The 20482-nt window shown below is 57.4% G+C and carries 19 protein-coding genes and 1 other RNA gene; 11 read left to right on the plus strand and 9 right to left on the minus strand.

What is annotated here, in order from left to right; genetic code table 11:
- Window positions 1–76 precede the first annotated feature (76 nt).
- Window positions 77–1255, plus strand: coding sequence for a hypothetical protein (locus tag ACTG2T_RS19065; protein WP_330124586.1), 1179 nt, complete (start codon window positions 77–79; stop codon window positions 1253–1255).
- A gap of 287 nt (window positions 1256–1542) precedes the next feature.
- On the opposite strand, the gene ACTG2T_RS19070 is transcribed toward ACTG2T_RS19065, so the two are convergent.
- On the minus strand, window positions 1543–1725 hold the full coding sequence (locus ACTG2T_RS19070) for a hypothetical protein (RefSeq protein WP_021230269.1): 183 nt from the start codon (window positions 1723–1725) through the stop codon (window positions 1543–1545).
- A gap of 269 nt (window positions 1726–1994) precedes the next feature.
- Here ACTG2T_RS19070 and ffs point away from each other — a divergent pair.
- Together ffs and ACTG2T_RS19080 are read left to right on the plus strand one after the other, a co-directional pair.
- Window positions 1995–2088: signal recognition particle sRNA small type (gene ffs, locus ACTG2T_RS19075), an RNA gene on the plus strand.
- 98 nt (window positions 2089–2186) lie between these two features.
- Entirely contained in the window at window positions 2187–2588 is a 402-nt protein-coding gene (locus ACTG2T_RS19080; RefSeq protein WP_236284569.1) for a hypothetical protein, read from the plus strand.
- Window positions 2589–2601: 13 nt separating this feature from the next.
- On the opposite strand, the gene ACTG2T_RS19085 is transcribed toward ACTG2T_RS19080, so the two are convergent.
- The 3 genes from ACTG2T_RS19085 to ACTG2T_RS19095 form a co-directional block, all read right to left on the minus strand.
- Window positions 2602–3726, minus strand: a complete 1125-nt coding sequence (locus ACTG2T_RS19085; RefSeq protein ID WP_330124587.1) for an MFS transporter — start codon at window positions 3724–3726, stop codon at window positions 2602–2604.
- A 96-nt stretch (window positions 3727–3822) separates the two neighbouring features.
- Window positions 3823–4272: a cyclophilin-like fold protein gene (locus ACTG2T_RS19090; protein WP_236284576.1), complete on the minus strand. Its 450-nt coding sequence runs from the start codon at window positions 4270–4272 to the stop codon at window positions 3823–3825.
- 82 nt (window positions 4273–4354) lie between these two features.
- Window positions 4355–5491 (minus strand): alpha/beta hydrolase, encoded by a 1137-nt coding sequence (locus tag ACTG2T_RS19095; protein WP_330124588.1) that lies wholly within the window; start codon window positions 5489–5491, stop codon window positions 4355–4357.
- A 209-nt stretch (window positions 5492–5700) separates the two neighbouring features.
- Here ACTG2T_RS19095 and ACTG2T_RS19100 point away from each other — a divergent pair, with 209 nt between their 5' ends.
- Window positions 5701–6585, plus strand: a complete 885-nt coding sequence (locus tag ACTG2T_RS19100; RefSeq protein WP_021230264.1) for a LysR family transcriptional regulator — start codon at window positions 5701–5703, stop codon at window positions 6583–6585.
- 213 nt (window positions 6586–6798) lie between these two features.
- Here ACTG2T_RS19100 and ACTG2T_RS19105 read toward each other — a convergent pair whose 3' ends face one another.
- Entirely contained in the window at window positions 6799–8625 is a 1827-nt protein-coding gene (locus ACTG2T_RS19105) for an ATP-binding protein (protein WP_330124589.1), read from the minus strand.
- 8 nt (window positions 8626–8633) lie between these two features.
- Window positions 8634–9125 carry a molybdopterin-dependent oxidoreductase gene (locus ACTG2T_RS19110; RefSeq protein WP_005351410.1) on the minus strand — a complete coding sequence of 164 codons (492 nt, stop codon included), beginning with the start codon at window positions 9123–9125 and terminating at the stop codon, window positions 8634–8636.
- A gap of 338 nt (window positions 9126–9463) precedes the next feature.
- Here ACTG2T_RS19110 and ACTG2T_RS19115 point away from each other — a divergent pair, with 338 nt between their 5' ends.
- The 6 genes from ACTG2T_RS19115 to ACTG2T_RS19140 all read left to right on the plus strand — a co-directional run bounded on the left by ACTG2T_RS19115 (window position 9464) and on the right by ACTG2T_RS19140 (window position 15617).
- Window positions 9464–9814, plus strand: coding sequence for an STAS domain-containing protein (locus tag ACTG2T_RS19115; protein ID WP_005333409.1), 351 nt, complete (start codon window positions 9464–9466; stop codon window positions 9812–9814).
- Window positions 9811–10227: a hypothetical protein gene (locus ACTG2T_RS19120; RefSeq protein ID WP_005351415.1), complete on the plus strand. Its 417-nt coding sequence runs from the start codon at window positions 9811–9813 to the stop codon at window positions 10225–10227. The genes ACTG2T_RS19115 and ACTG2T_RS19120 overlap by 4 nt, the downstream gene beginning before the upstream one ends.
- 18 nt (window positions 10228–10245) lie before the next feature.
- Window positions 10246–12351, plus strand: coding sequence for an SLBB domain-containing protein (locus ACTG2T_RS19125; protein ID WP_005360128.1), 2106 nt, complete (start codon window positions 10246–10248; stop codon window positions 12349–12351).
- A 1-nt stretch (window position 12352) separates the two neighbouring features.
- Window positions 12353–13021, plus strand: a complete 669-nt coding sequence (locus tag ACTG2T_RS19130) for a tyrosine-protein kinase family protein (protein ID WP_005360129.1) — start codon at window positions 12353–12355, stop codon at window positions 13019–13021.
- Window positions 13022–13044: 23 nt separating this feature from the next.
- Window positions 13045–14535, plus strand: a complete 1491-nt coding sequence (locus ACTG2T_RS19135; protein ID WP_330124590.1) for a SpoIIE family protein phosphatase — start codon at window positions 13045–13047, stop codon at window positions 14533–14535.
- Window positions 14536–14615: 80 nt separating this feature from the next.
- Complete coding sequence (locus ACTG2T_RS19140) at window positions 14616–15617, plus strand: glycosyltransferase family 4 protein (protein ID WP_330124591.1); 1002 nt, start codon at window positions 14616–14618, stop codon at window positions 15615–15617.
- Window positions 15618–15903: 286 nt separating this feature from the next.
- On the opposite strand, the gene ACTG2T_RS19145 is transcribed toward ACTG2T_RS19140, so the two are convergent.
- From ACTG2T_RS19145 to ACTG2T_RS19155, 3 genes are read right to left on the minus strand one after another with little or no spacing between them, the layout of a single operon-like run.
- Window positions 15904–16539 (minus strand): sugar transferase, encoded by a 636-nt coding sequence (locus ACTG2T_RS19145; protein ID WP_216955256.1) that lies wholly within the window; start codon window positions 16537–16539, stop codon window positions 15904–15906.
- Entirely contained in the window at window positions 16536–17729 is a 1194-nt protein-coding gene (locus ACTG2T_RS19150) for a glycosyltransferase family 2 protein (protein WP_279496140.1), read from the minus strand. Before ACTG2T_RS19150 ends, ACTG2T_RS19145 begins: the two co-directional genes overlap by 4 nt.
- A 31-nt stretch (window positions 17730–17760) precedes the next feature.
- The gene (locus tag ACTG2T_RS19155) at window positions 17761–18876 is read right to left on the minus strand and encodes a glycosyltransferase (protein WP_323917115.1); all 1116 of its coding nucleotides are present in this window, start codon (window positions 18874–18876) and stop codon (window positions 17761–17763) included.
- Window positions 18877–19033: 157 nt separating this feature from the next.
- Between ACTG2T_RS19155 and ACTG2T_RS19160 the strand changes: the two genes are divergently transcribed.
- A complete protein-coding gene (locus ACTG2T_RS19160) occupies window positions 19034–20449 on the plus strand; it encodes a GumC family protein (protein ID WP_021230256.1) in 1416 nt (471 codons plus the stop codon).
- Window positions 20450–20482 lie beyond the last annotated feature (33 nt).

The following is a 20482-nucleotide window of genomic DNA, read 5'->3' on the forward strand; positions in this document are numbered from 1 at the left end:
AAGAGGAGCCCGCCAAGGGCTCTTTTTGATGATTGAAAGGTTGTGTTGTCATAATGCGAGAAGGGTATTTCACTAAATGAAATCTAAATTCATACTATCATTTTTATTTATTACTTTTATTCCCATGGCCTATGCTACTAAAGAATCAGAAGAGTTCATGAGTGCCAAATATGAATGGGATAATTGTGGTGATGCGAGTAGTGATCAATGCATAGATGCCTTTCAACGGTATCAGGCTGCCAGCAATGCACTAAGCCATTCAGTTTTAACTAAAATGCAGGATGCAAATGAGAGAGCATTACAGGCCCAAGTAGATGATAAGCTACAACAGATTTTAGTTAGTGAGAATATCAAAGTATCTCAAGAAACAGAGAAGCCTAATGGTGATAGTATTAATCAGCCAGACCATGGTGAAACAGGAAAAAGCGATCGTGATTCTATAACTACAGTAGATAAATCTACGGAAAAAGAGAATGTTGATAGAGTTGTTAAGGGGGGAAGTGATCCTGCTTTAGTGTTGACTCATGAAGTTCAAGGGCGGCTTTTTGATCTTTTTGGTGATGAAGGGGAGTTTATTTATTTTGATTCCGATCTCAGGAAAGCTCTGGAATCGTCAAGTTTAGAGCAGTTATCTACAATGATTAAATATCCGTTACGCATTACTGGAACTGAATGGGGGGTGATTGCTATCACTAATCCAAATAGCTTAAGGGATAACTATTCTCGTATTTTTACTAAAGAGGTTGTTAATGCTATTTTGAAAACAAATCCTAATGGAATTGTATCGAGTGGTGATGGCATCCATTATTCTGACGGTAACAACTCTAATGCGAGTGTCGGAGTCATAGCGTTATATGTTGACAAAAAACTAGCGTATAAAATTGGTTCTATAAATCTACCACTTACAGCAGAACGTAAGCATTCAAAGGATGAAACAGGCATCACATATCAATGTGAGACTAAAAAGCACATGATATTGATCGACTCGATGCCTAACAACTTGTATCGATATCGCTCTTGGAATAAACCAAGAAAAATTACAGAAAAACCAGATGTAGAGATAAAAGATCCAAAAGCATGGCGCCCTCAAGGCACAGGGGCTTGTAGTTATACACTATGGGATTTTTCTCGGGGTAATATAAGCTACCAAATTGACGAAGGCTCTCCATGTGGAGAACAATCCATCTCCGATAAAAAGGGTTTCGTTAGAGTCTATATTGGTGGGGCAGAGAAACTAAGTCTTCCCTGCCTTTGATATAGCGAGTTTATCCTGAAGGGGCCTTGATGGGGCACCTTCAGATTTACAAGTTTGTATTGGAGTAAGGATGTAACGATGCTTGGCTCGGCAACCACGGCACCATGATTGTATCCTAGTTACACCAGCCATCCGTCTGAATCCGAATTCTCCTGCCCGATAGAACACATGAACGCCAGCCTGTTCTGAACAGCTCGGGCAGCTTTTGAGTTTCTGCCCGTTTTGATGGAACACAACTGAATGGTTGAGGGGCTGGCCACAAGAACACTGGTCGGTCATCGATGAACTCACTTCCGGCGGTTGTCGGTTTCTTTGGCTACCCCTTTGAAGGGCTCCCCACCTTGTTTCTGCTCGATAAACTTGCCGCTATCCGTATCACGTTTCGTCCAGTTCCCATTAACCGGGTTCTGAACTTGGGTACGGTCGTTGACGGAACCTTGTCGATAGCCTTTGCCTGTGTTCGTAGCCATATGTCACCTCGGGTTTAAGTGAGACCCAAAGTTACCATTAGATTTCATTTTGCTCAATATTGGGTTGATTGTTGAGCTGCTGAGGGAGGGGATGGGGCCTGTAATGAGGTGCTTGCAGTGTACGGGAGAGGGCGGGTAGGATTGGCCTGTTTGTTACCAATTTAAGCATGTCCACTTGATGTGGATGACCGTACTTCCGGCGGATTCTCGCTTGTTGAGGTTTCAGAACACTGTGATGGCAATCAGTTCCATCCCCAAGTGCCTGATTTATTTGGGCTCGCATTGATAACCCGTCGACCTGGTCAGGACCGGAAGGTAGCAGCCAAGGCGGGGGACTCGAGTGCCGGGATGTGGCTGGTAGGGCCACCACTTGTTTCTGCAATTCAATAATTTACAGCTAATAGCCCCCCTTCAGACCTCTTGGTAATCCACTTTGTGTGGATGAATCAGGAGTCTTCTCTGTGAATCTCTGGCTCTCTCCGCAAGGTATCTGGTACTACCGCAAGGTGACAGTGCTCCCCTGTGGTCGCCGCAAAGAGATCAAAAAATTCCTGCATACCCGAGAGAAGCTGACGGCCCGTGCAGCTGTTGCGAAGCTGCTTGCCTGTGTGCATTCCAGACCCAAGCCAGTTGTGCAACCCACAAGCGAGCCAGATAACCCTCAACCTCAGCCGAATATCAAGCCTGCTGTTCCGGCGGCCAAACCGCTTGCTCCGCTGTTGTCGGTCTCGTATGACCGCTATCAAAAAGAGAAGGCCCTCTCCTGGGCACCGAAAGAGCTCAGCAACCAGAAGAACTACATCGGCTGCTTCATCAAGGCGCTGGGTGAAATTGCACTGTGCGATGGCGAATGGATTTGCTAACGGATGGGTCAACTTACTGGTCAAGCGTGACGGGCCTTAGTCGGCTGCCATTGCCGACCACCATGGAGGCGGCGGTCAGTAACAGGGCACTGCCCATAAAGGTGGCACTGATAGAGAGGGAATCCAGTAACCACCCCCCCACGGCAGCCCCCAACGTGATCGCCAGCTGAATAGCTGCCACCATCAGGCCTCCACCGCTCTCGGGTGAATCTGAGATGCCCTGGGTGATCCAGGCTGACCAGGCGACCGGAATGGCGGAGTTAGGGGCGCCCCAGAGGATCAGCATCAGGGCCACACTCCAGAAGTGATGCTCCACCGCAAGCAGCGCCAGGGTGATAACGCCTAGCGCCAGTGGCAACCAGCGCAGCATCCGGTAAAGATGACGGCGCAGCAGCATGCTTACCGCTGTGGTGCCGACAAAACCGGCCAGCCCCAAAGCCAGCAGCAGCGCCGAGAGTTGTGGCAGGTCGACCTGGGTGCGTGTCTCTAGGAAGGGGCGAAAATAGGTAAAGGCACTGAAGGCGCCGGCAAAGGTCAGCGTCACGCCCATGATGGCAATGGCGACGTTGGGTCTGCGCATAAGGCGAAATGCGCTGTGCGGGCGTGCTTGGGAGTGCATGGAAGGCAGGCAAAGTACCATCCACAGCAGGTTGATCACTACCAACGGTACCAGCAGCCAGAACACGCCTCGCCAGCCGATAAGTCCACCCAAGTAACTGCCAATGGGGGCCGCAAAGGCGGTCGCGACCGCATTGCCGGTATACAGGATGCCCAACGCTTTGGGGACGGATTGGCTTGAGACCAACCGCATGATGGTGGCGGTTGCCAGCGCCCAAAAACCGCCGATAACGATCCCGAGCAGAGCGCGTGCCACCATCAGCACGGTAAAGTTGGGGCTTAGGGCGATCACGATTAAAGAGGTCAGCATCACGACGGCTAGCCCCATGAGCACATGACGTCGGTCCAGCCTGTGAGAGAGGGGGGCGATCAGCAAACTGGTCGGGACGGCAAACAGGCCGGAGATGGCAATAGCAAGACCGGCCATGCCATTGCTGGCACCTAGATCGGTGGCGATCGGCGTTAGCAGGCTGACCGGCATAAACTCGGCGGCAATGAGCAGTGCCACACACAGGGACATGGCAGCAACCGCAGACCAGTGTTCGTTGACGACAGCGGGTGTATGTGATGATAACGATGTTACGTTCATGGCATGACCTGAAAGTGAAATATGGGCTTATTCGATTGCTTCGATCGTGATGCTGGCGGCCGAGGTTATGGTCAGGTGGGAGAGACCCGATTCAATGCGCCCTAACTTAATCAGTCCGGTCGAATAGCCAAAGTCCCGATAGAAGATCGCCAGATTGCCCCACGGGGCGTAATAGGTGAGATCCCCCACGTTCGGGTCAATGCCTTTTGGGGCGCCCTGTGTGGTCAATTTGCGGGGCAGATAAGCAATCTTCTCGGTGTCGGCGTAATCCTCGAGGGGCAGTGTCAGGGGGAGCATGGCAAAAAAGTCCCGGGCGCTGTGACTATCTTCCAGGGTGGCCGTGATGATCTGGCTGGCTATCGTCATCTTGATGTTCATACTCTCTGCCTTGTTCTGAGCCTTAGCACTTGTAGCGGTTGCTGTGCTGGTCACCCCCAGCAACAGAGCCATCGCGCCAACAAACACTCCTCTGATCATTGAGCTTCTCCCTATGTGACGTGAATGGTGGCGTCGAAACCAGTGAGAAAACGCGGCGAAGAGGCCGCCGCGCTTTCGACGCTTACTTCATGTTGGTCTTGAAGAACTGCTCGAACTTGGCGAACGGGATCTTGCCAGCCTGGTTGTCATACAGGTCGACATGATTGGCGCCAGGCACAACGACCAGCTCTTTTTGCTTGCTGCCAACGGCTTTGAAGGCATCTTCGGCAAAGTAACGGGAGTGAGCCTGCTCACCGGTCACGATCAGGGTGGGAATGGATATTTCGCTTGCATAGCTCAGCAGCGGCATATTCATGAATGACAGCGGCATGGTAGTGGTCCAGGCCCCGTTGGAGTTCACCGAACGGGCATGGAAACCACGCGGTACACGGTAGTAATCGAAGAACTCCTTGAGTACCGGGTGCGGGTTTTCCGGCAGAACCTCTGGCAGGGTGCGGGCGGCAGCGGTGACATTTCCCTTGTCATCGACATAGAGGTCGTGATTGCTATGGGCATAGGTGCCACTTTCCGCGTCTTTCCAGCGTTGTTCATTCAGGTATGCCAGCACGGCGCGGCGATCGGCGGTGGAATATCGATCCTTGCCATCGCCCACCCCATGCCCCATGGCCCGGCTCATGTCATACATCACGCTGGTTGCCACCGCCTTGATGCGGGTGTCGCCAGCGGCGGCATTGAGGGCCATGCCACCCCAGCCGCAAATCCCCAGTAGACCGATACGGTTGCGGTCGACCTCTTTTTGCAGGCCGAGAAAATCGACGGCGGCGCTGAAATCTTCGGTGTTGATGTCTGGCGAGGCCACATCACGCGGCTGGCCGCCACTCTCACCGGTGTAAGAGGGGTCAAACGCCAGCGTGACAAAACCACGCTCAGCCAGGGTCTGGGCATAGAGGCCGCTCGACTGCTCTTTTACGGCACCAAATGGGCCGCTCAGAGCAATGGCCGCCAGCTTGGCGTCTCCCCGGTTTTTCGGCAGATAGAGGTCAGCCACGAGAGTGATGCCGTAACGGTTCTTGAAGGTGACCTTGCGATGATCGACCTTGTCGCTTTGGGCGAAGGTCTTGTCCCATTGGGTGACCATGGAGACAGGTTCAGTGGGGTTGGTTGTTTGGGCATGACTCAATGTAGATACTCCGGTTAATGCGGCGCCCAGCAGCAGGGTAGACGCGATAGCTGTCAGTTTCTTGGGGAGAACATTCATGGCAAAGTTCCTCGAAATCGGATTTCTGATGCGTGGTCCTGGTGGTGGATGGCTGGTTTTGTGAACCACGACACACAGTCTAGTTAGAACGAATAGTGATGATTAGAGGCGGTTTTTTGATAACATTAATGCTTGTTTGTTCTAAATTAAGACGTCTGACGCGCACCTGACTCAGGTCGTGGCGGACAGGAATATAGGGGGTGAACAAAATGACAGGCCGCGAGAATTACAACGATCTCCACGTCTTTATGCTGGTCGCTCGGGAAGGGAGTTTTACCAAGGCCGCAGCTAGGTTGGGGCTTGCCCAGTCCGGGGTCAGCCGAACGATTCGGGATCTCGAGGCACGGCTCGGGGTGCAGCTTCTGATGCGCACCACCCGCAGCCTCTCCTTAACCCAAGCGGGTGAGCAGTTGTACCGCACGGCGCAGGGCTGTTTTCAGTCCCTTGATGCGGGTCTGGCCACGCTCGCCCACTATCGTGATACCCCTTCAGGCACGGTACGGATCAACGCCAGCCAACATGCCATCGACAAGGTGCTGCTTCCCAAGCTGACCATCTTCAGGCAGCGTTATCCCGATATTCGGCTGGAACTCATCAGTGAAAGCCGCTTCGTGAACATCATCGATGAGCGCTTTGATGCTGGCGTGCGGCTGGGTGACGAGGTGGATGAGGGGATGGTGGCCGTGCGCATTACGCCTGATCTGGAGATGGTGATGGTAGCCACACCAGATCATTTTCTTCAATACGGATTTCCCCAGGCGCCTGCCGATCTGGCGGGACATCCCTGTATTGCTTACCAATTTGCCGATGGCAGCCTCTATCAATGGGAACTGTGGCAAGAGGGGAAGGCGATTAAGCATCGACCACAGGGGCAGTGGGTCTTCTCTGACAGTTATATGGAGGCGGCTGCTGCCAAAATGGGGCTGGGACTGGCCTATGTGCCAGAGGAATTGGTGAGCGATGAACTTGAGCGCGGCATCTTAATCCAGGTATTGAAACCCTATAGTCACCGTTTGGCTGGTCTGTACCTCTATTATCCCCACCGGAATGTTTCACCCGCATTAAGAGTGGTTATTGATGCATTAAAAACATAAATATAGTCATTCACTCTGGTCTGGACTTTGTAGGGAGGGGATTACTAGATCTGTACAGATCAAAAAATCCCTGCATACCCGAGACAAGCTGACGGCCCGTGCAGCTGTTGCGAAGCGGCTTGCCTGTGTGCATTCCAGACCCAAGCCCATTCAGTTGTCTGCAGACGTCAATGTTGCCCCACATGAGCAATCAGTAGCCCGGAATCCGCGGTTTTATTGCTTGGTGACACGCAGGGTGGCGTTGTATTTGAGCCGACCATGGGAAATATGTCTGTTTATCTCGCTTAGCAGCGTCTCTTTATTGATGGGCTTGGTGATATATCCATTCATGCCATGGGAGAGATAGTATTGCTTGGATTCCGGCATCGCATCAGCCGTCAGGGCGATGATGGGGATATCTGCCCAAGGCATCTGGGAGGTGCGGATCCGGGTGGTGGCCACCAGGCCATCCATCACTGGCATCTGGACATCCATCAACACCAGATCAAATTCGGTGTGACCCAGTTTCTCCAGCGCCTCTTCTCCCTGAACGGCCAGTGTGACCTGATGACCCACGGAGTCGAGCATGGCGCCGATCACCTTGCGGTTGGTGGCATTGTCATCAACCAGCAAGATGCGATAGCTCTCCTGAGCCAGCGGCTTGGACGGCAGGCAAACAATCGAGGGGGTCGTGGCTCTGGCGGGCCAGATGTAGGTAAAAGTACTGCCATGTCCCTCGCTGCTCTCTACCGAGATATCGCCGCCCATCAGGCGTGCGAGGTTACGGGATATTTCAAGTCCCAGGCCTGATCCGCCATATTGGCGGGTGATCGAGACATCCGCCTGAGCGAAACGTTGAAACAGGTTCTTTAACTGACTTTTGCTCATGCCGATCCCGGTGTCCTGGATCGAGATGCGTATCGAGTGGCGATCCTGCTCCAACAGGGTGCTAGCAACGTGGATCTTTACTTCCCCCTGATGGGTGAACTTGATGGCATTGCTCACCAGATTGAAGAGGATCTGGCGCACTCTCAGCGGGTCGATCATCAACCACTCCGGCGTATCGGGGGCAACAGCCAGGGTCAGCTTGATCCCTTTCGCATCGCAGTTGCTCTGCATCAGGGCCCGAATATCCTCCAGCAGCTGGGGCAAGTGATGGGGGGCCAGTTGCAGCTCGATCTTGCCCTCTTCCAGCTTGGATACATCCAGAATGTCGTTGAGCAGACCGAGCAGATGGTTTGCCGATTCCCGCGCCGTCTCCAGATAGTCTCGCTCCCTCGGATCCATATCCCGGTCGGCCAGCAGTGAGAGCATGCCGAGAATGCCATTCATGGGGGTGCGAATTTCATGGCTCATGTTGGCCAAAAAGCTGCTTTTGGCTCTTGTGCCTGCCTCTGCCGCCTGATTTGCCCGCAGCAGTTTGTCATTGAGCTGCTGCATCAGTTTGTGTTGCAGAAACGAGATATTCATTTGCCGCCAGATCAGCAGGGCGAGCACAAAGAGCAGCGCAAATTGCAGGGTTGCGATGAGTGTCGTCGTGATGATCTGCTCCCTCACGCTGTCGCGACGCGCCACATCAAACAGGGTCGCCTGCTGGTTCACCTCCAGAGTCAGCTGATGGAGCAGGGGGAGCAGGGAGGCGAGCTGTTGGCGCAGCTCCTGATGGGCAAGATTGTCCAGCGGCTTGGTGGCTTCCGGGCCGAGCCAGATATCCGCCAGAGAGATGTAGGAGCGAATGGCTTTGCTTGCCTGCTGGTAGATCTCTGTTTGCTGAAGCAGGCTGCGATCCTTGCTCTCCAGCACCAGATCCATGCGGCTGACCAGAATATCGTATCTGAGCTGGAAGGTCGGTTGCGACTCATGGAGCAGCGAGCTTTGAAAACGCAGCGCTTCGTTATAGAGCTGGAAATAGTTCCACATCACGTTGTCTTCGCCCTGGCTGGTACTGCGCTGCAGATCCTGAAATTGCCGGTACTGAATGGTACCAATACCGGCAAAGGCTAGGAGCAGCACACAAAGCACCACAAACAAGAAACGTTGACTGGCCGCCATGGAACGCATGATGGGATCTACTCCACTTTTATCGCACTGATCTGCCAGATAGCCCGACCGTAATAGAGCTTGTTTTGCAGTTCGGGATATTGATCAAACGGATAGACAAGGAACAGCGGCCCTTTGTCGCGCACCGACAGTGGCTTGCCATTGATCGTGCGGGCGAGGATGACCCGATACTGCTCGGCATCGCTTGTCGGCACCTGTACCGAGTAGTCATTGAGCGCGGTAATGGTGAGCTGTTTGCCGGTTGCCCCGACCTTGGCCAATACATCTTGCAGCAGCGGGCCGCGAAAGGTCTTGGCTTCGTCATACCAGGGGGTATGGGTTTTGATTTCGTGTACCGGCAGTTGATCCAGCATGGCGCTGTCCCACAGGGCCAGAGCCTGATGAGTGGGGCTGCTGATGGCGCCTTCAACCTTCAACACGGCGCTGTCAGGGGAGGGGGCTGCGTATGCGGTGCCGCAAAGGGCTGCCAGCAGTGGTGCGATGTAAAGGCCTGCTTTCATGATCTCTCCTTCCTGGAAAATGGCGGCATGGGGGCCGAGCCAAAGGTGGCTTGTGAAGTGTGTCCAAAGGCAAGCAATAATCGGGCCCAGTCTAATGGGCTTGAATTATCAGCCATTTAGCCTGTTATCGGGCGATCTCGGCCAAGGTGAATTGCAGTTTGCAACGTGCGGGGGAGGTTAATTGCAATTTGGCAATCAAAACGAGGAGTGGGTGTCGGCGAATAAGGCGCAAAGAGTATCATTTGGAGAACAAGTGCCGTGGCACTGTCCGGCATAACATTTGCAGCGTGCTGAATGCCGTGACAGCAAATAGTCTGAGAATCGACAAGGAGCTAGCGATGGAAAGCATGACTTACACCCTTAATGATATCCAGGTAGTGGTACTGGAAAACGAGTTTGACGCGATGGCCGTCAGTGAGCTCCGCCCGTTGTTTGAAACCCTCTCGACCCACCCGGGAGATATCCTGGCCGATATCAGCGATGTTCATTTTATCGACTCGTCGGGGATCGGAGCCTTGGTATTTCTCTATAAAAGATTGATTATGAACGGGCATCAGATGGCCCTTGTCTGCGGACCCGGTCAACCTCATGACCTGCTGGAGATGCTGCATATCGACCGGGTGATCCCCTGCCATGAGAGCATCAAGGCCTATATGCGTTCCCGTGGCATGATGGCCGCTGCATCATGAAACGCTTTGGTATCCTGCTCTCGTCCATTCTGCTGTCGGGTTGTGCGCAGTGGCCGCCGGAGGGGTATGGCGGCATGGCCGAGGCAAGACCCACCCGTATTCCGGTCAATGAGGATGAACGGCGGGTCTGGTCTCGTTATGATGAGCGTCAGAAGGAACTCGACTTGCAGCTGACGGAATTAAAGCAAGCGAGTCTGCAGGGGTGTATGCCTGCCGAGTTGAAACGACTACAATCTCAACGTATTGATATCGAACGGGATATGCACGGACGGCTCTGGTCGGATGTAGCCTGGCGTCAGACCGTGTTGGCACAATCACTACAACAAGTACGTTTGCGGCTGCAACAGACAACAGCGGATGGCTGTCGTGCTGATTGGTCAGGGCTCCCCTTACGCCAATGGGGGCAGACGTAACAGACGAAAAGGATGTCTATGAAACGGGGCGCTCTCGAAGGATTGATCTGTGTTCTCTTGCTGTTGTTCACCTGCCCGTTACTGGCCTCCACCTTGTTGGCTCCCGGTGATCGGTTGGCCATAGTGCAACCCGGTGAGCCTGCTTTTGATCAGCCTTTCCAGATCAACAAGCAGGGGGAAATTGCACTGCCTGAAGTTGGTAACGTCGTGGTGGGGGGGAAGACCCTGCAACAGGCGGATGAGCTGATCCGCACCGCCCTCAAACCTGTTTACAACAACCTCTCTCAATTGACCGTCACCTTGCTGGAGAAGCGGCTGCTGATCAGCGTGATGGGCTATGTTAAAAAACCCGGCAGTTATGATCTGGCGCCCGATGGCAACGTGCAGATGGCCCTCGATGCCGCTGGCGGTCTGGTGCCTGGTGCCCAGCTCAACAATATGCAGGTGCGGCGCGGCAGCACAGTCTCTAGCTTCGACTACAAGCGTTATCTCGATACCGGCGATGCCAGCGTGTTGCCGCCATTGCAATCCCTTGATGTGGTGTTCGTACCCGCCTCTCCGCTGATCGGCAACGTGCAGATTGATTTTGATGCGGCAACCCTGGCGGCAGGTGGGGATGGCGATACCGGCAAGGCGATCAAGGTGTTTGGCGAGGTCAACAGCCCCGGCGCCTTCAGTTTCAAGAGTGGCAACTCCATCGTGGATCTGCTGATGCGAGCCGGTGGGGTGACCCGTTTTGCCGGGGTGGAGCGGATCCGGGTGATCAATGGTGATGCCCCTGAACTGTTCGATCTCAAAGCCTATCTCGACTCCGGCAACAACAAGTTGCTGCCCAATCTGGCGCCGGGCGCCACCATCTTCGTGCCCAAGGATGAAGAGCAGATAAAACGGGGGGCACGTACCATCTACATCATGGGCGAGGTGTTCAAACCCGGCGCCTATGAGGGGCGGGAAGGGGACTCCTTCCTCGATATTCTGGCCAATGCCGGTGGCCCGACCCGCTATGCCGAGAGTCGCCAGATCCGTTTGCTGCGCACCGATGGCACGATCGAACCCATCGACTTGCAGGCCTATACCGAAGGGATGCAAAAGGCGCTGCCCCAAGTCAAACCCGGTGATGCCATCTTTGTGCCGGAAAAAACCGATATCAACGAGAAGTCCTGGTTGAAGGTGGCACCCGGGAGGGCGGTGATGGTGATGGGGGCGGTGCGGATCCCGGGCCGCTATGAATGGTCTGACGAAATGTCGCTGCTGGATCTGATCGCCCACGCCGGAGGGCCCAACGAGCGGGCCGATATCGCCAAGGTGCAGATCCTGACCGCCGAAGGGGGGCAGGCCACGCCAACCCTGTTTGATCTCGACAAGTTCCTTCATCAGGGCGGGGCGCTGGCCAGCCTGCCGAAGATCCGGGCCGGATTCACCATCATGATCCCCGAGCTGCCCACCGATCCCAGTGACAACAAGTCCCAGTGGGTGCGCCAGTCACCGGACAGTTCCATCTATATCTTCGGTCAGGTCGGGGCCCCCGGTCGCTATGCCTTCAATGAGCAGATGGGCTTTATCGACATCCTGTCGGCCGCCGATGGTCCGACTGCGGCGGCGGATCTGCGCAATGTGCGCATCGCCCATCGCAGTGGCAGCACGGCACGGGTCAGCAAGCTCGATCTTGCCCTCTACTTTGAAACCGGCGATGAAACCTTGCTGCCCAAGGTGCTGCCCGGCGACTCCATCTACCTGCCGGAGAAGAATCGCCCCTGGCTCGACGAGCCGAAGGAGAACACCATTCGGGTGTTGGGGGCGATTGCCCGTCCCGGTCGCTACCGCTTTGACTCCTCCATGACCCTGCTGGATCTGCTGGCTGAGGCAGGGGGCCCGACCAGCAGCGCCTATATCAAGAAGATTGTGGTGATCAACATGGCTACCAGTGGTCAGGGGGATCAGGCCCGCAGCTTCGATCTCGACGGCTTTGCCAAAGAGCCCGACTTTAGCCAGTTGCCGGTGCTGCGCGCAGGGGACACTGTCTTTATCCCTGATAGCAAAAGCAGCAACTGGGCCATTTTCATGGATGGCATGCGCGACATCCTGACCACGATCTCGGTGGTGGCCCTGGTCGGGACGCTTTGATATGAGCATCCCCATTCAATATCTGGAGCTCGAATCCCTCTACGCGGCGACGGTCGCCCGGGGGATCCGCTCGCTGGCGGTAACCTCGTCAGAAGGGGGAGAGGGGGTGAGCTCCATCTGCGATGCGCTGGCAAGGCGCTCGGAAGCGGATGGGCTGCGCACCCTGCTGGTGGATCTCAATCTCTATCACCCCGGCCGCGCCACGGCAGTTGCCTGGGGTCCCAATGATGTGCCCGAGCCGGTGGCCACTGGCCGCTCCTTGTCCTTGCTCCCGGCGCCGGGCAAGGATCTGATGGCTTTTCGCAACAAGGATACCTTGCGTCAGCTGCTGGTTCGCTGGCTGGAACATTACGATGTGGTGATCTTCGATACCTCACCGCTCACTGCCCTCAATCGGGGCAATATTCCGGCCGATCAGGTGTGTGGGGCCTGTGAAGGGGCACTGCTGGTGGTGCTGGCGGGAGTGACGCCGACGACCGTGGTACAAAGTGCGGTGGATAAACTGACTCGTGCCGAGGCCAATCTGATTGGCGCAGTCTATAACGACAAGCTCAACCCGGGGCTGGCCAGCGAGATCCTGCGCGAGCTCAACCGGCTGCCCAGTAACCGGGTGACCGAATGGCTCAAGCGCTGGTGTCGGCGCAGTGCCTTGCTCAATTTCCGGATCTGATCGCCCGCTGATGGAGGCCCGATATGGATGACTGGTTGCGATCTGCTCCGGCAACCCTGCAGGCGGTGCGCGAACTGCGCAACCGGCTGGCGCAGGGACTCTCCCTGTTTCAGGTCTCCCCAAAGGATCAAGCCAACTGGCTGCTCTGTTTCAGTGAGCTGGCCACCAATAGCGTCAAACACACAGCTCCTCCCGCGACCCGGCTCTGGCTCACTCTGAAAGAGGATGAAACGGGTTTGAGTCTGATACTGGAGGATGATGGCGGCCCGCAACCCGGTCTTGCCAGTGCGCCGTTACCCGATGAACTGCAGGAGGGGGGATACGGGCTGGCGCTGGTGCACCAGCTGTTTGCCGAGGTGCACTTCTCTCGCGACGATGATCGCAATCGCGTGACCCTTCGCCAGCAGGGCCCGGTCAACCAACTGCCGGTGATAGCGGTGATCGACGATGACAAGGTGATGCGTGCCTTGCTCACCGCCTACCTTCATGAGCACTACCGAGTTGAAAGTTATGCCGACTCCCATGCCGCCCTGCTGGCGCTTGGAAAGCAACCCCCCGCGCTGGTGCTCTCCGATATCGAGATGGAGGGGATCGATGGCTTTGGGCTGCGCCAGCAGTTGATGAAGGATCCCAAGATGAAGGGGGTGCCCTTTATCTTCCTGACCGGTCATCAGGATCAGTGGACCCAGAGTCGGGCGGGGGCGCTGGGGATCGATGACTTTCTGGTCAAGCCCATCACCAAGCAGGACCTGTTGCTGGCGGTTTCGCGGGTGCTGCAACGCTCGGAGCAGCTCAAGTCGCAATGGGGCGAGCAGCTGGATCAGCGCATGACCTCGGCGCTGCGCCCGTTATTGCCCGCCACCTCGATAGGGGGATACCAGCTTGCGTTGCAAACCCGCGCGGCCACCGTGGGGGGCGGGGACTTTCTGCTGGTCAAGGATCGGGTGTTGTGGCTCGGGGATGTGATGGGCCACGATGCAGAAGCCAAGTTTTTTGCCCATGCCTATGCCGGTTATCTGCGCGGCTTGCTGACGGCGCACGATCTGGAGCGCGCCCCCGCCCGTTTGCTGACCATCTTGTCCAATGCGGTTCACAGTGATCCGCTCCTTGGGGCTACCCTGCTCACCACCCTCTGTATTGAGCTCGGCAACGAGGGGCGGGTGCAGTGGGCCAGCGCGGGCCACCCTGCGCCCTGGCTGGTCGGGCCCGGCACCATCCGTCAGGTCGGCGTGACCGGCCCCTTGCCCGGTTTGCGCCCGGATCCCCACTTCGTGACCAATGAGCGTCAGCTCAAGCCCGGCGAGATCCTGCTGTTCTGGACCGACGGCCTGCTCGATAGCCGTGATGCCGCAGAGCGCCAGTGCTGGGAGGCGCAGCTCAAGGCGATCTGCCTGACCTCGGGGCCCGGTCTTGAGCAACTGGCTCATCGCATTGCCCGCTGGTTTGATGAGCGCATCAATGATGCCGCCCTCGATGACATGACCCTCTTGCTGGTCGCCTGTCCCGGCGCCTGATCCTGCCCCTCTTTGCCTGACTGGCCCGCTCTATGCAGCGCCTCATTTCAGGTGGCATGGAGCCACGGGAGGAGGGCCTTATGTTACCCATGCAGCAGATCTGGCTGGCCATCGATGCGCGTCAGGTCGGTGGAATTGAAGTTCACATTATCCATCTCGCCAACGATCTGCTGGCCAGGGGATTTCGCCCCACCATAGTGCTGGTGAGCAACCATGGTATGACCCCTTTTACGACCCTGCTCAAACAACAGAGCTTGCCCTACGAGGTGTGCCAAAACAGCCGCGATTTTATGCGCCGTCTGGCCCGCCAGCCGGCTTCTGTGCTGGTCCACACCCACGGCTACAAGGCCGGGGTGCTGGGGCGGCTGACAGCCTGGTTTACCGGTAAATCGGTGGTCTCGACCTTTCACAGTGGGGATGACGGGGAAGGTTTGCTGAAGCTTTACAGCTGGCTGGATCGCACCACAGCGCGTTTTGCGAAGTGTATTGCAGTAAGCGAGCCCATCGCTCGCAAATTGCCTGTGCCAAGCACGGTGATCAGCAACTTTGTCCCCATGCCTGCGACGCCTGCATCGGTAACTGGCAACCGGATTGCCTTTGTCGGCCGCCTCTCGCCGGAAAAGGGGCCGGAGGCATTCTGCCAGCTGGCCGCCTTCTGCCCGGAGGGAGCGTTTCATCTCTACGGGGATGGCCCCATGAAAAGTGCCTTGTTGCAGCAGTATGGTGATCGCGTCCAGCTTCATGGTTTCCAGAACATGGCCAATGAGTGGCACAACATCGACCTGCTCTGCATCACTTCCCGCTTTGAAGGGTTGCCGCTGGTGGCCCTGGAGGCGATGGCCCACGGCATACCGGTTTGTACCTTTGCAGTGGGGGGCCTGGTCAATCTGATCGACCATAAATCCAATGGCTGGCTGGTGGAGCCCGGCCATGTGCGGGATATGGCGGAGCTGGTCAACTACTGGCTGCGCAGCGATGGGGTGGTGCGCAGCAAAATGAGTCAGGCGGCCAGCAACACCATCGCCCGCGGGTACAGCGTCAACAACAGGGTGACCGATATTCTAGCCGTCTACGGCGCCTGAATCACGGAGAAACCTGTCAAAACGAGTGGCCGTTGGCTACTCGTTTTTTTATGTGCCGGTGTTAGGGGTTGCTGGGGGCGGATTGCTTCTGTGATCACGCAACGCTCGGGTTTCTGCGGTTGGTCAAGCGGACATCAGGCCTTTGGATGAATGGGGCCAGATGATGGCGATCAGGCCGCTGGCTTCTCTGTGATCACCGCGGACGTGCCACAAAGATGCGCCATAAAAAAGGCCATTGCAGTGGCAATGGCCTGATGGTCTCGAGGTGTGGCTGAGATTGGCGGGATTAGCGCCCCTTTTTGCCAACCATGATGGCGATCGTCTTGCCAATGATATGTACATCCTGCACCAGCCAGCGCCAGGGGTGGAGCAGGGCGACCGAGTAGGCCAGATCGAACGCCAGCTTGCTGCGCACATCATCGAGCGACTCGTCGTAACCCTGATTGACCTGTGCCAGACCGGTAATGCCGGGGGCCACTTCATAGGTGCGTTCGATAAAGTACGGCACCGCATCTTCCAGCCGGTTGGCGATCCCAGGTCGCTCCGGACGGGGGCCGATCAGCGACATCTCCCCCTTGAGCACATTGATAAACTGCGGCAGCTCATCGAGCCGGGTTTTGCGCAGAAAGTCGCCGCTGCGGGTGATCCGGCTGTCCCCCTTGCCACACCAGACTGGCCCGGTGGCCGCCTCGGCGTCGGCGTGCATGGTGCGAAACTTGATCATGAAAAAGAGCTCGGTATGGGTGGCGTGGCTGCGCCCGATCCGCAACTGACGAAAGAACACTGGCCCCGGGCTATCGAGCCGGATGGCCAGCATGATCAGTGGCCACAGCGGCAGCGTCAGCAGCAGGCCAAGAGTGGCACCGAGCAGATCCATGCTGCGTTTGACCACCAGGGTCAATCTTGGAATGGGGTGTGTCATACGGCTTTCTCCTGTGACATGAAACGTATGGGGGCGCGCAGGCAGTAGCGCAGGGTGCCCATGCCGTTGTACCAGTGTCCGAGTACCAGATAGTGGATCTTGCGAAACAGATTGGGCCAGGGGTGGACAGGGGTCAGCTGGATCAGGATGACCAGCAGATACCCCAGCAGTTGCAGCCCCAGCAGCAGCTGAAACAGCAGAGATTGGGTAGCCAGCGGGATGGCGCAGAGCCACAGCAGGGTCAGGCAGAGCGGCATCAACACCCGCAGCCCCTTGCCACTGGCAAAGTTGAAGGCAACCCAGCCGAACTTGGGGTGCAGCAGGGGCAGCAACCGCAACAGCTGCTGGGTGTTGCCAGCCCCGATCCGCTTGCGCCGTGTCGCCTCCAGCGCGGCATCGGAAACTTCCAGCTCCAGTGCGGCGCAGCGATTGTCATAGACCGCCCGATACCCCTTGGCGATGGCCTGCATCGGCAGGATGAAATCGTCGTTGATGGTATCGGCGGCCAGTGGGGTGAGGCACTCCCGGCGCATCATGTAAAAGGCCCCATGGGCCCCCAGCATGCCGCCAAGGGCCGACTCGCAGAGCTTGATCTGGCTTTGATAGTGCCAGTAACTCTCCTCGCCCTGAGAGCCCGGTTGCCAGAACCGGTATGCTTCCCCGACCACCCCTACCTTGGGATCGGCAAAATGGGCGACCGCCAGCAGCAGGCTGTCGATGGGCAGTAGGGCCGAGACATCGGTGAGGGCCACCAGATCGCTGTGCACCCGGGTCATGGCCTCGTTGAGCACGGCGACCTTGCCGCGATTGCGGGGGTGATCAAACAGCCTGATCTGCAACTGCTGCAGGGCGGGATCACCGAGCTGGCTCAGCGCAATGGGGTAGCTGTTGTCGCTGCAACCATCGAAATGCACATGCACCCACAGCTTGTCGGCGGGGTAATCGAGGCTGGCGAGGTTTTGCAGCTTGGCCGCGATGGTCGCCGCCTCGTTGTAGACCGGCATCAGCAAAGTGATGGTCGGCAGCGCCTCATCGGCGGCCTCTGTTTTGAACCCTCGATCCAGAGGGCGCGGTGGATTGGCTACCTTGCGCGCCTGCCGACCACCAAATTTGAGCAGCAGGGGATAGCCGACATGGTGGTAGACCACCAGTACAGTGCACAGCCAGAACACGATCATGATCCATTCCATGGGATGCTCCTCTGGTCATCGGGTCGCTTGATCAGCGGCTGTAAAGCTGCTGATAGGCCTGAGCCATCCGGCTCAAGCTGCTTTGCTGGCACACAAACTCTCGGGTGACGGCACGCAGGCTATGGCACTGCAGCAACCCTTGTGCCAGAAGCTGGGCAAGGCGGCCGGGATCCCGCTCCGACAGGATATGGCCGCTGGCCTGGCAGACGATCTCTCTGGCCGCCCCCACGTCGCTCATCACCACCGGCACCCCGCAGGCCTGCGCTTCCAGCACGCAAAGCGGCATCCCTTCCGCCAGCGAGGGGAGGCAGAAGAGATCCAGCCCCTGATAGAAGCGCGGCATGTTTTCGACCAGCCCCAGAAAATGGACCCGATGGGCGATCCCCAGCTGCTGACACTGTTGTTGCAACGCATTTTGCAAACTGCCGACCCCTGCCAACGCAAGATGCACCTCCTGTGGCAGGGTGCGGATCGCCTCCAGCAGCAAGGTGTGACCCTTGACCGACTCAAGGCGGGCGGCGCACCCAATCAACTTGACCCCTTGCGGCAATCCCATCTCCTGACGGGCGAGGGCGGCGGCGCCCGGGGCAAAGCGCAGCTCATCGATGCCGTTGGGGATCACGGTTGGCGAAAGCTGGCCCAGCTTGGCCAGCAGCTGGTTGGCCACCGGCGTGGCATCGGCCACCAGAATGGGTTTGAAGGCGCGCAGTCCCCACAGGGCCAGCGTGCGCTGATGGGGATCATCGAGATACCAGGCATCGTGCTCTGTGTGTACCAGGGTGGGCACCCGGGCCAGCCGACTGGCCAGACCGCCATAGAGCATGGGCCCCAGATGGTGGGTATGTACTGCGACGGGCTTGAGTTGGCGCAGCAGTCGGGTGAGCCGCCAGAGGGTCGCCAGCGACCAGCCTGCGGGCTTTTCCAGGCAGTGAATATGGTCTGCGAAGGGATGCAGGGCGGGCCATGCACTTAGTACATCCCCTTTGTGCCCTTCGAGGGAGATGATATGCACCGGTTGCTCGGCAGGGCTCGCCTGCGTGAGGTTGAGCACCATGGTCTCCAGCCCGCCGGGCTGCAGGTGCTGCACTATTTGAACGATGGAGCTTCTGCGGGGATGGGGTCTGTGCGACGGGGTTGATGACAACATGGTTCGCGCTCCGGCAAGGGAAGGGGTAACACCCCGGATAACGGGAGAATGCGAATCTTGTACCACTCTTGCGATCTACCCACAGAGGCGATCAGCTCCTCTGGTGGCACTGCCTTTGCATCGTGCGAGGGGAGCGCTTTTCTCAGGGAGTGATGCCATGCCTGTCCAGTTCTATTACAACCTCTACATCATTCTCTTTGCCGCCTGGCGCCGTCGCTATCTGCTGGTGATCCCGGTACTGGTGATGCCGCTGGTGGGCGTGACGGTCGGCCTGCTCACCCCCAAGGAGTATGAGAGCCGCACCACCTTTATGGTGCCGCAAGATGCCAACCAGACCCCGACCCTCAAGGATCTGATCACTCAGGAGAGTCTCAAGGATCGCTTTGCGGTGCTCGAAGCCCTGCTGCGCAGCCGTTATGTACTGGATGGGGTGGCGCGGGATCGCGGTCTGGTCAATGACGAGACCCCGCCAGCCCAGCGTGATGCCATTATGGACTGGCTCTCGAGTGCCGTCTCGCTGCGGCTGATCGGTGATGAGGTGATCGAGATAAAGGTAAAAGCGGATTCGGCGGCCAACAGCGCCGGGCTGCTCGAAGCCATTTCGCGGCGTTTCTTCTTCAACCTGCTTAGCAAGGGGCGCCAGTCGGCGGAGTCGTCCGAGCGTTTCCTGCAAAGCCAGCTCGACAGCCGCCGCAGCGAACTGCAAGCGGCCGAGCAGCTGCTCGCCGACTTCAAACGGGAGCATGCCAGCGCCTTGCCCCAGCAGCAGAGTACCAACGTCGCCCGTCTCTATGGTTTGCAGGAGCGCTATGCCGAGAGCCTGATCACCCTGCAGCAGGCCAAGGCACGGGTCGATCAGCTATCGCTAGGGCAAGAGAGCCAGCTGGCCCGCCAACTGGATGAGAAGCTGCAGCTGATGCGTACCGAGCTGGTGTTGCTGCGAGCCCGCTACAGCGACGAGCACAGCAAGGTTCAGAGCCTGCGCTATCAGATTGACCAGTTGCAGCAGGAGTTTGAGCAGCTCAAATCCCAACCGGATATGGCCCGCGGGCCCGAGTGGCAGTTGGCCCAGACGCAGCTGACGGAGGCGGAGCAAAACGCCGCTGGCTTGAAGAGTCAGCTGGATGGGCTGGACAAGGTGGTCGACTCCCAGGGCGATACCGAGCGCCAGCTCGCCGAGCTGGAGCGGGATCTGGCGGTCAAGCGCACCCTCTATCAGGATTTGCTGCTGCGCTATGAGAAGGCCAAGGTGACCGGCGATCTGGGCAACTTCGAGCAGGGGGAGCGGATCAAGGTGATCGACAAGCCCTTTGCCCCCAGCAAGCCGAGCAACTACCCGCTCTGGCTATTTTTGCTGGCGGGCATTGTTGGCGGGCTGGGGCTGGGCTGCGGTCTGGCGCTGGTGGCCGAACTGGCGGATGCCAGCCTGCGCCGCTCCGATCAACTGGCCGCCCTGGTCAAGGCGCCGGTGCTAAGCCGCATTCCCTACTGCGAGCCGGTGCCGGACTATCCATCCAATAGTGATCATGCGCTGGATGGGCAGGTGCTGCCCTTGTCACCAGAACCGGGTTGATTGCCGTAAAAGCGGGCTATCAGCCGGAATCTG

It is taken from the genome of Aeromonas sp. 75A (assembly GCF_051919425.1).
GTDB classification, from domain to species: Bacteria; Pseudomonadota; Gammaproteobacteria; order Enterobacterales; family Aeromonadaceae; genus Aeromonas; species Aeromonas veronii.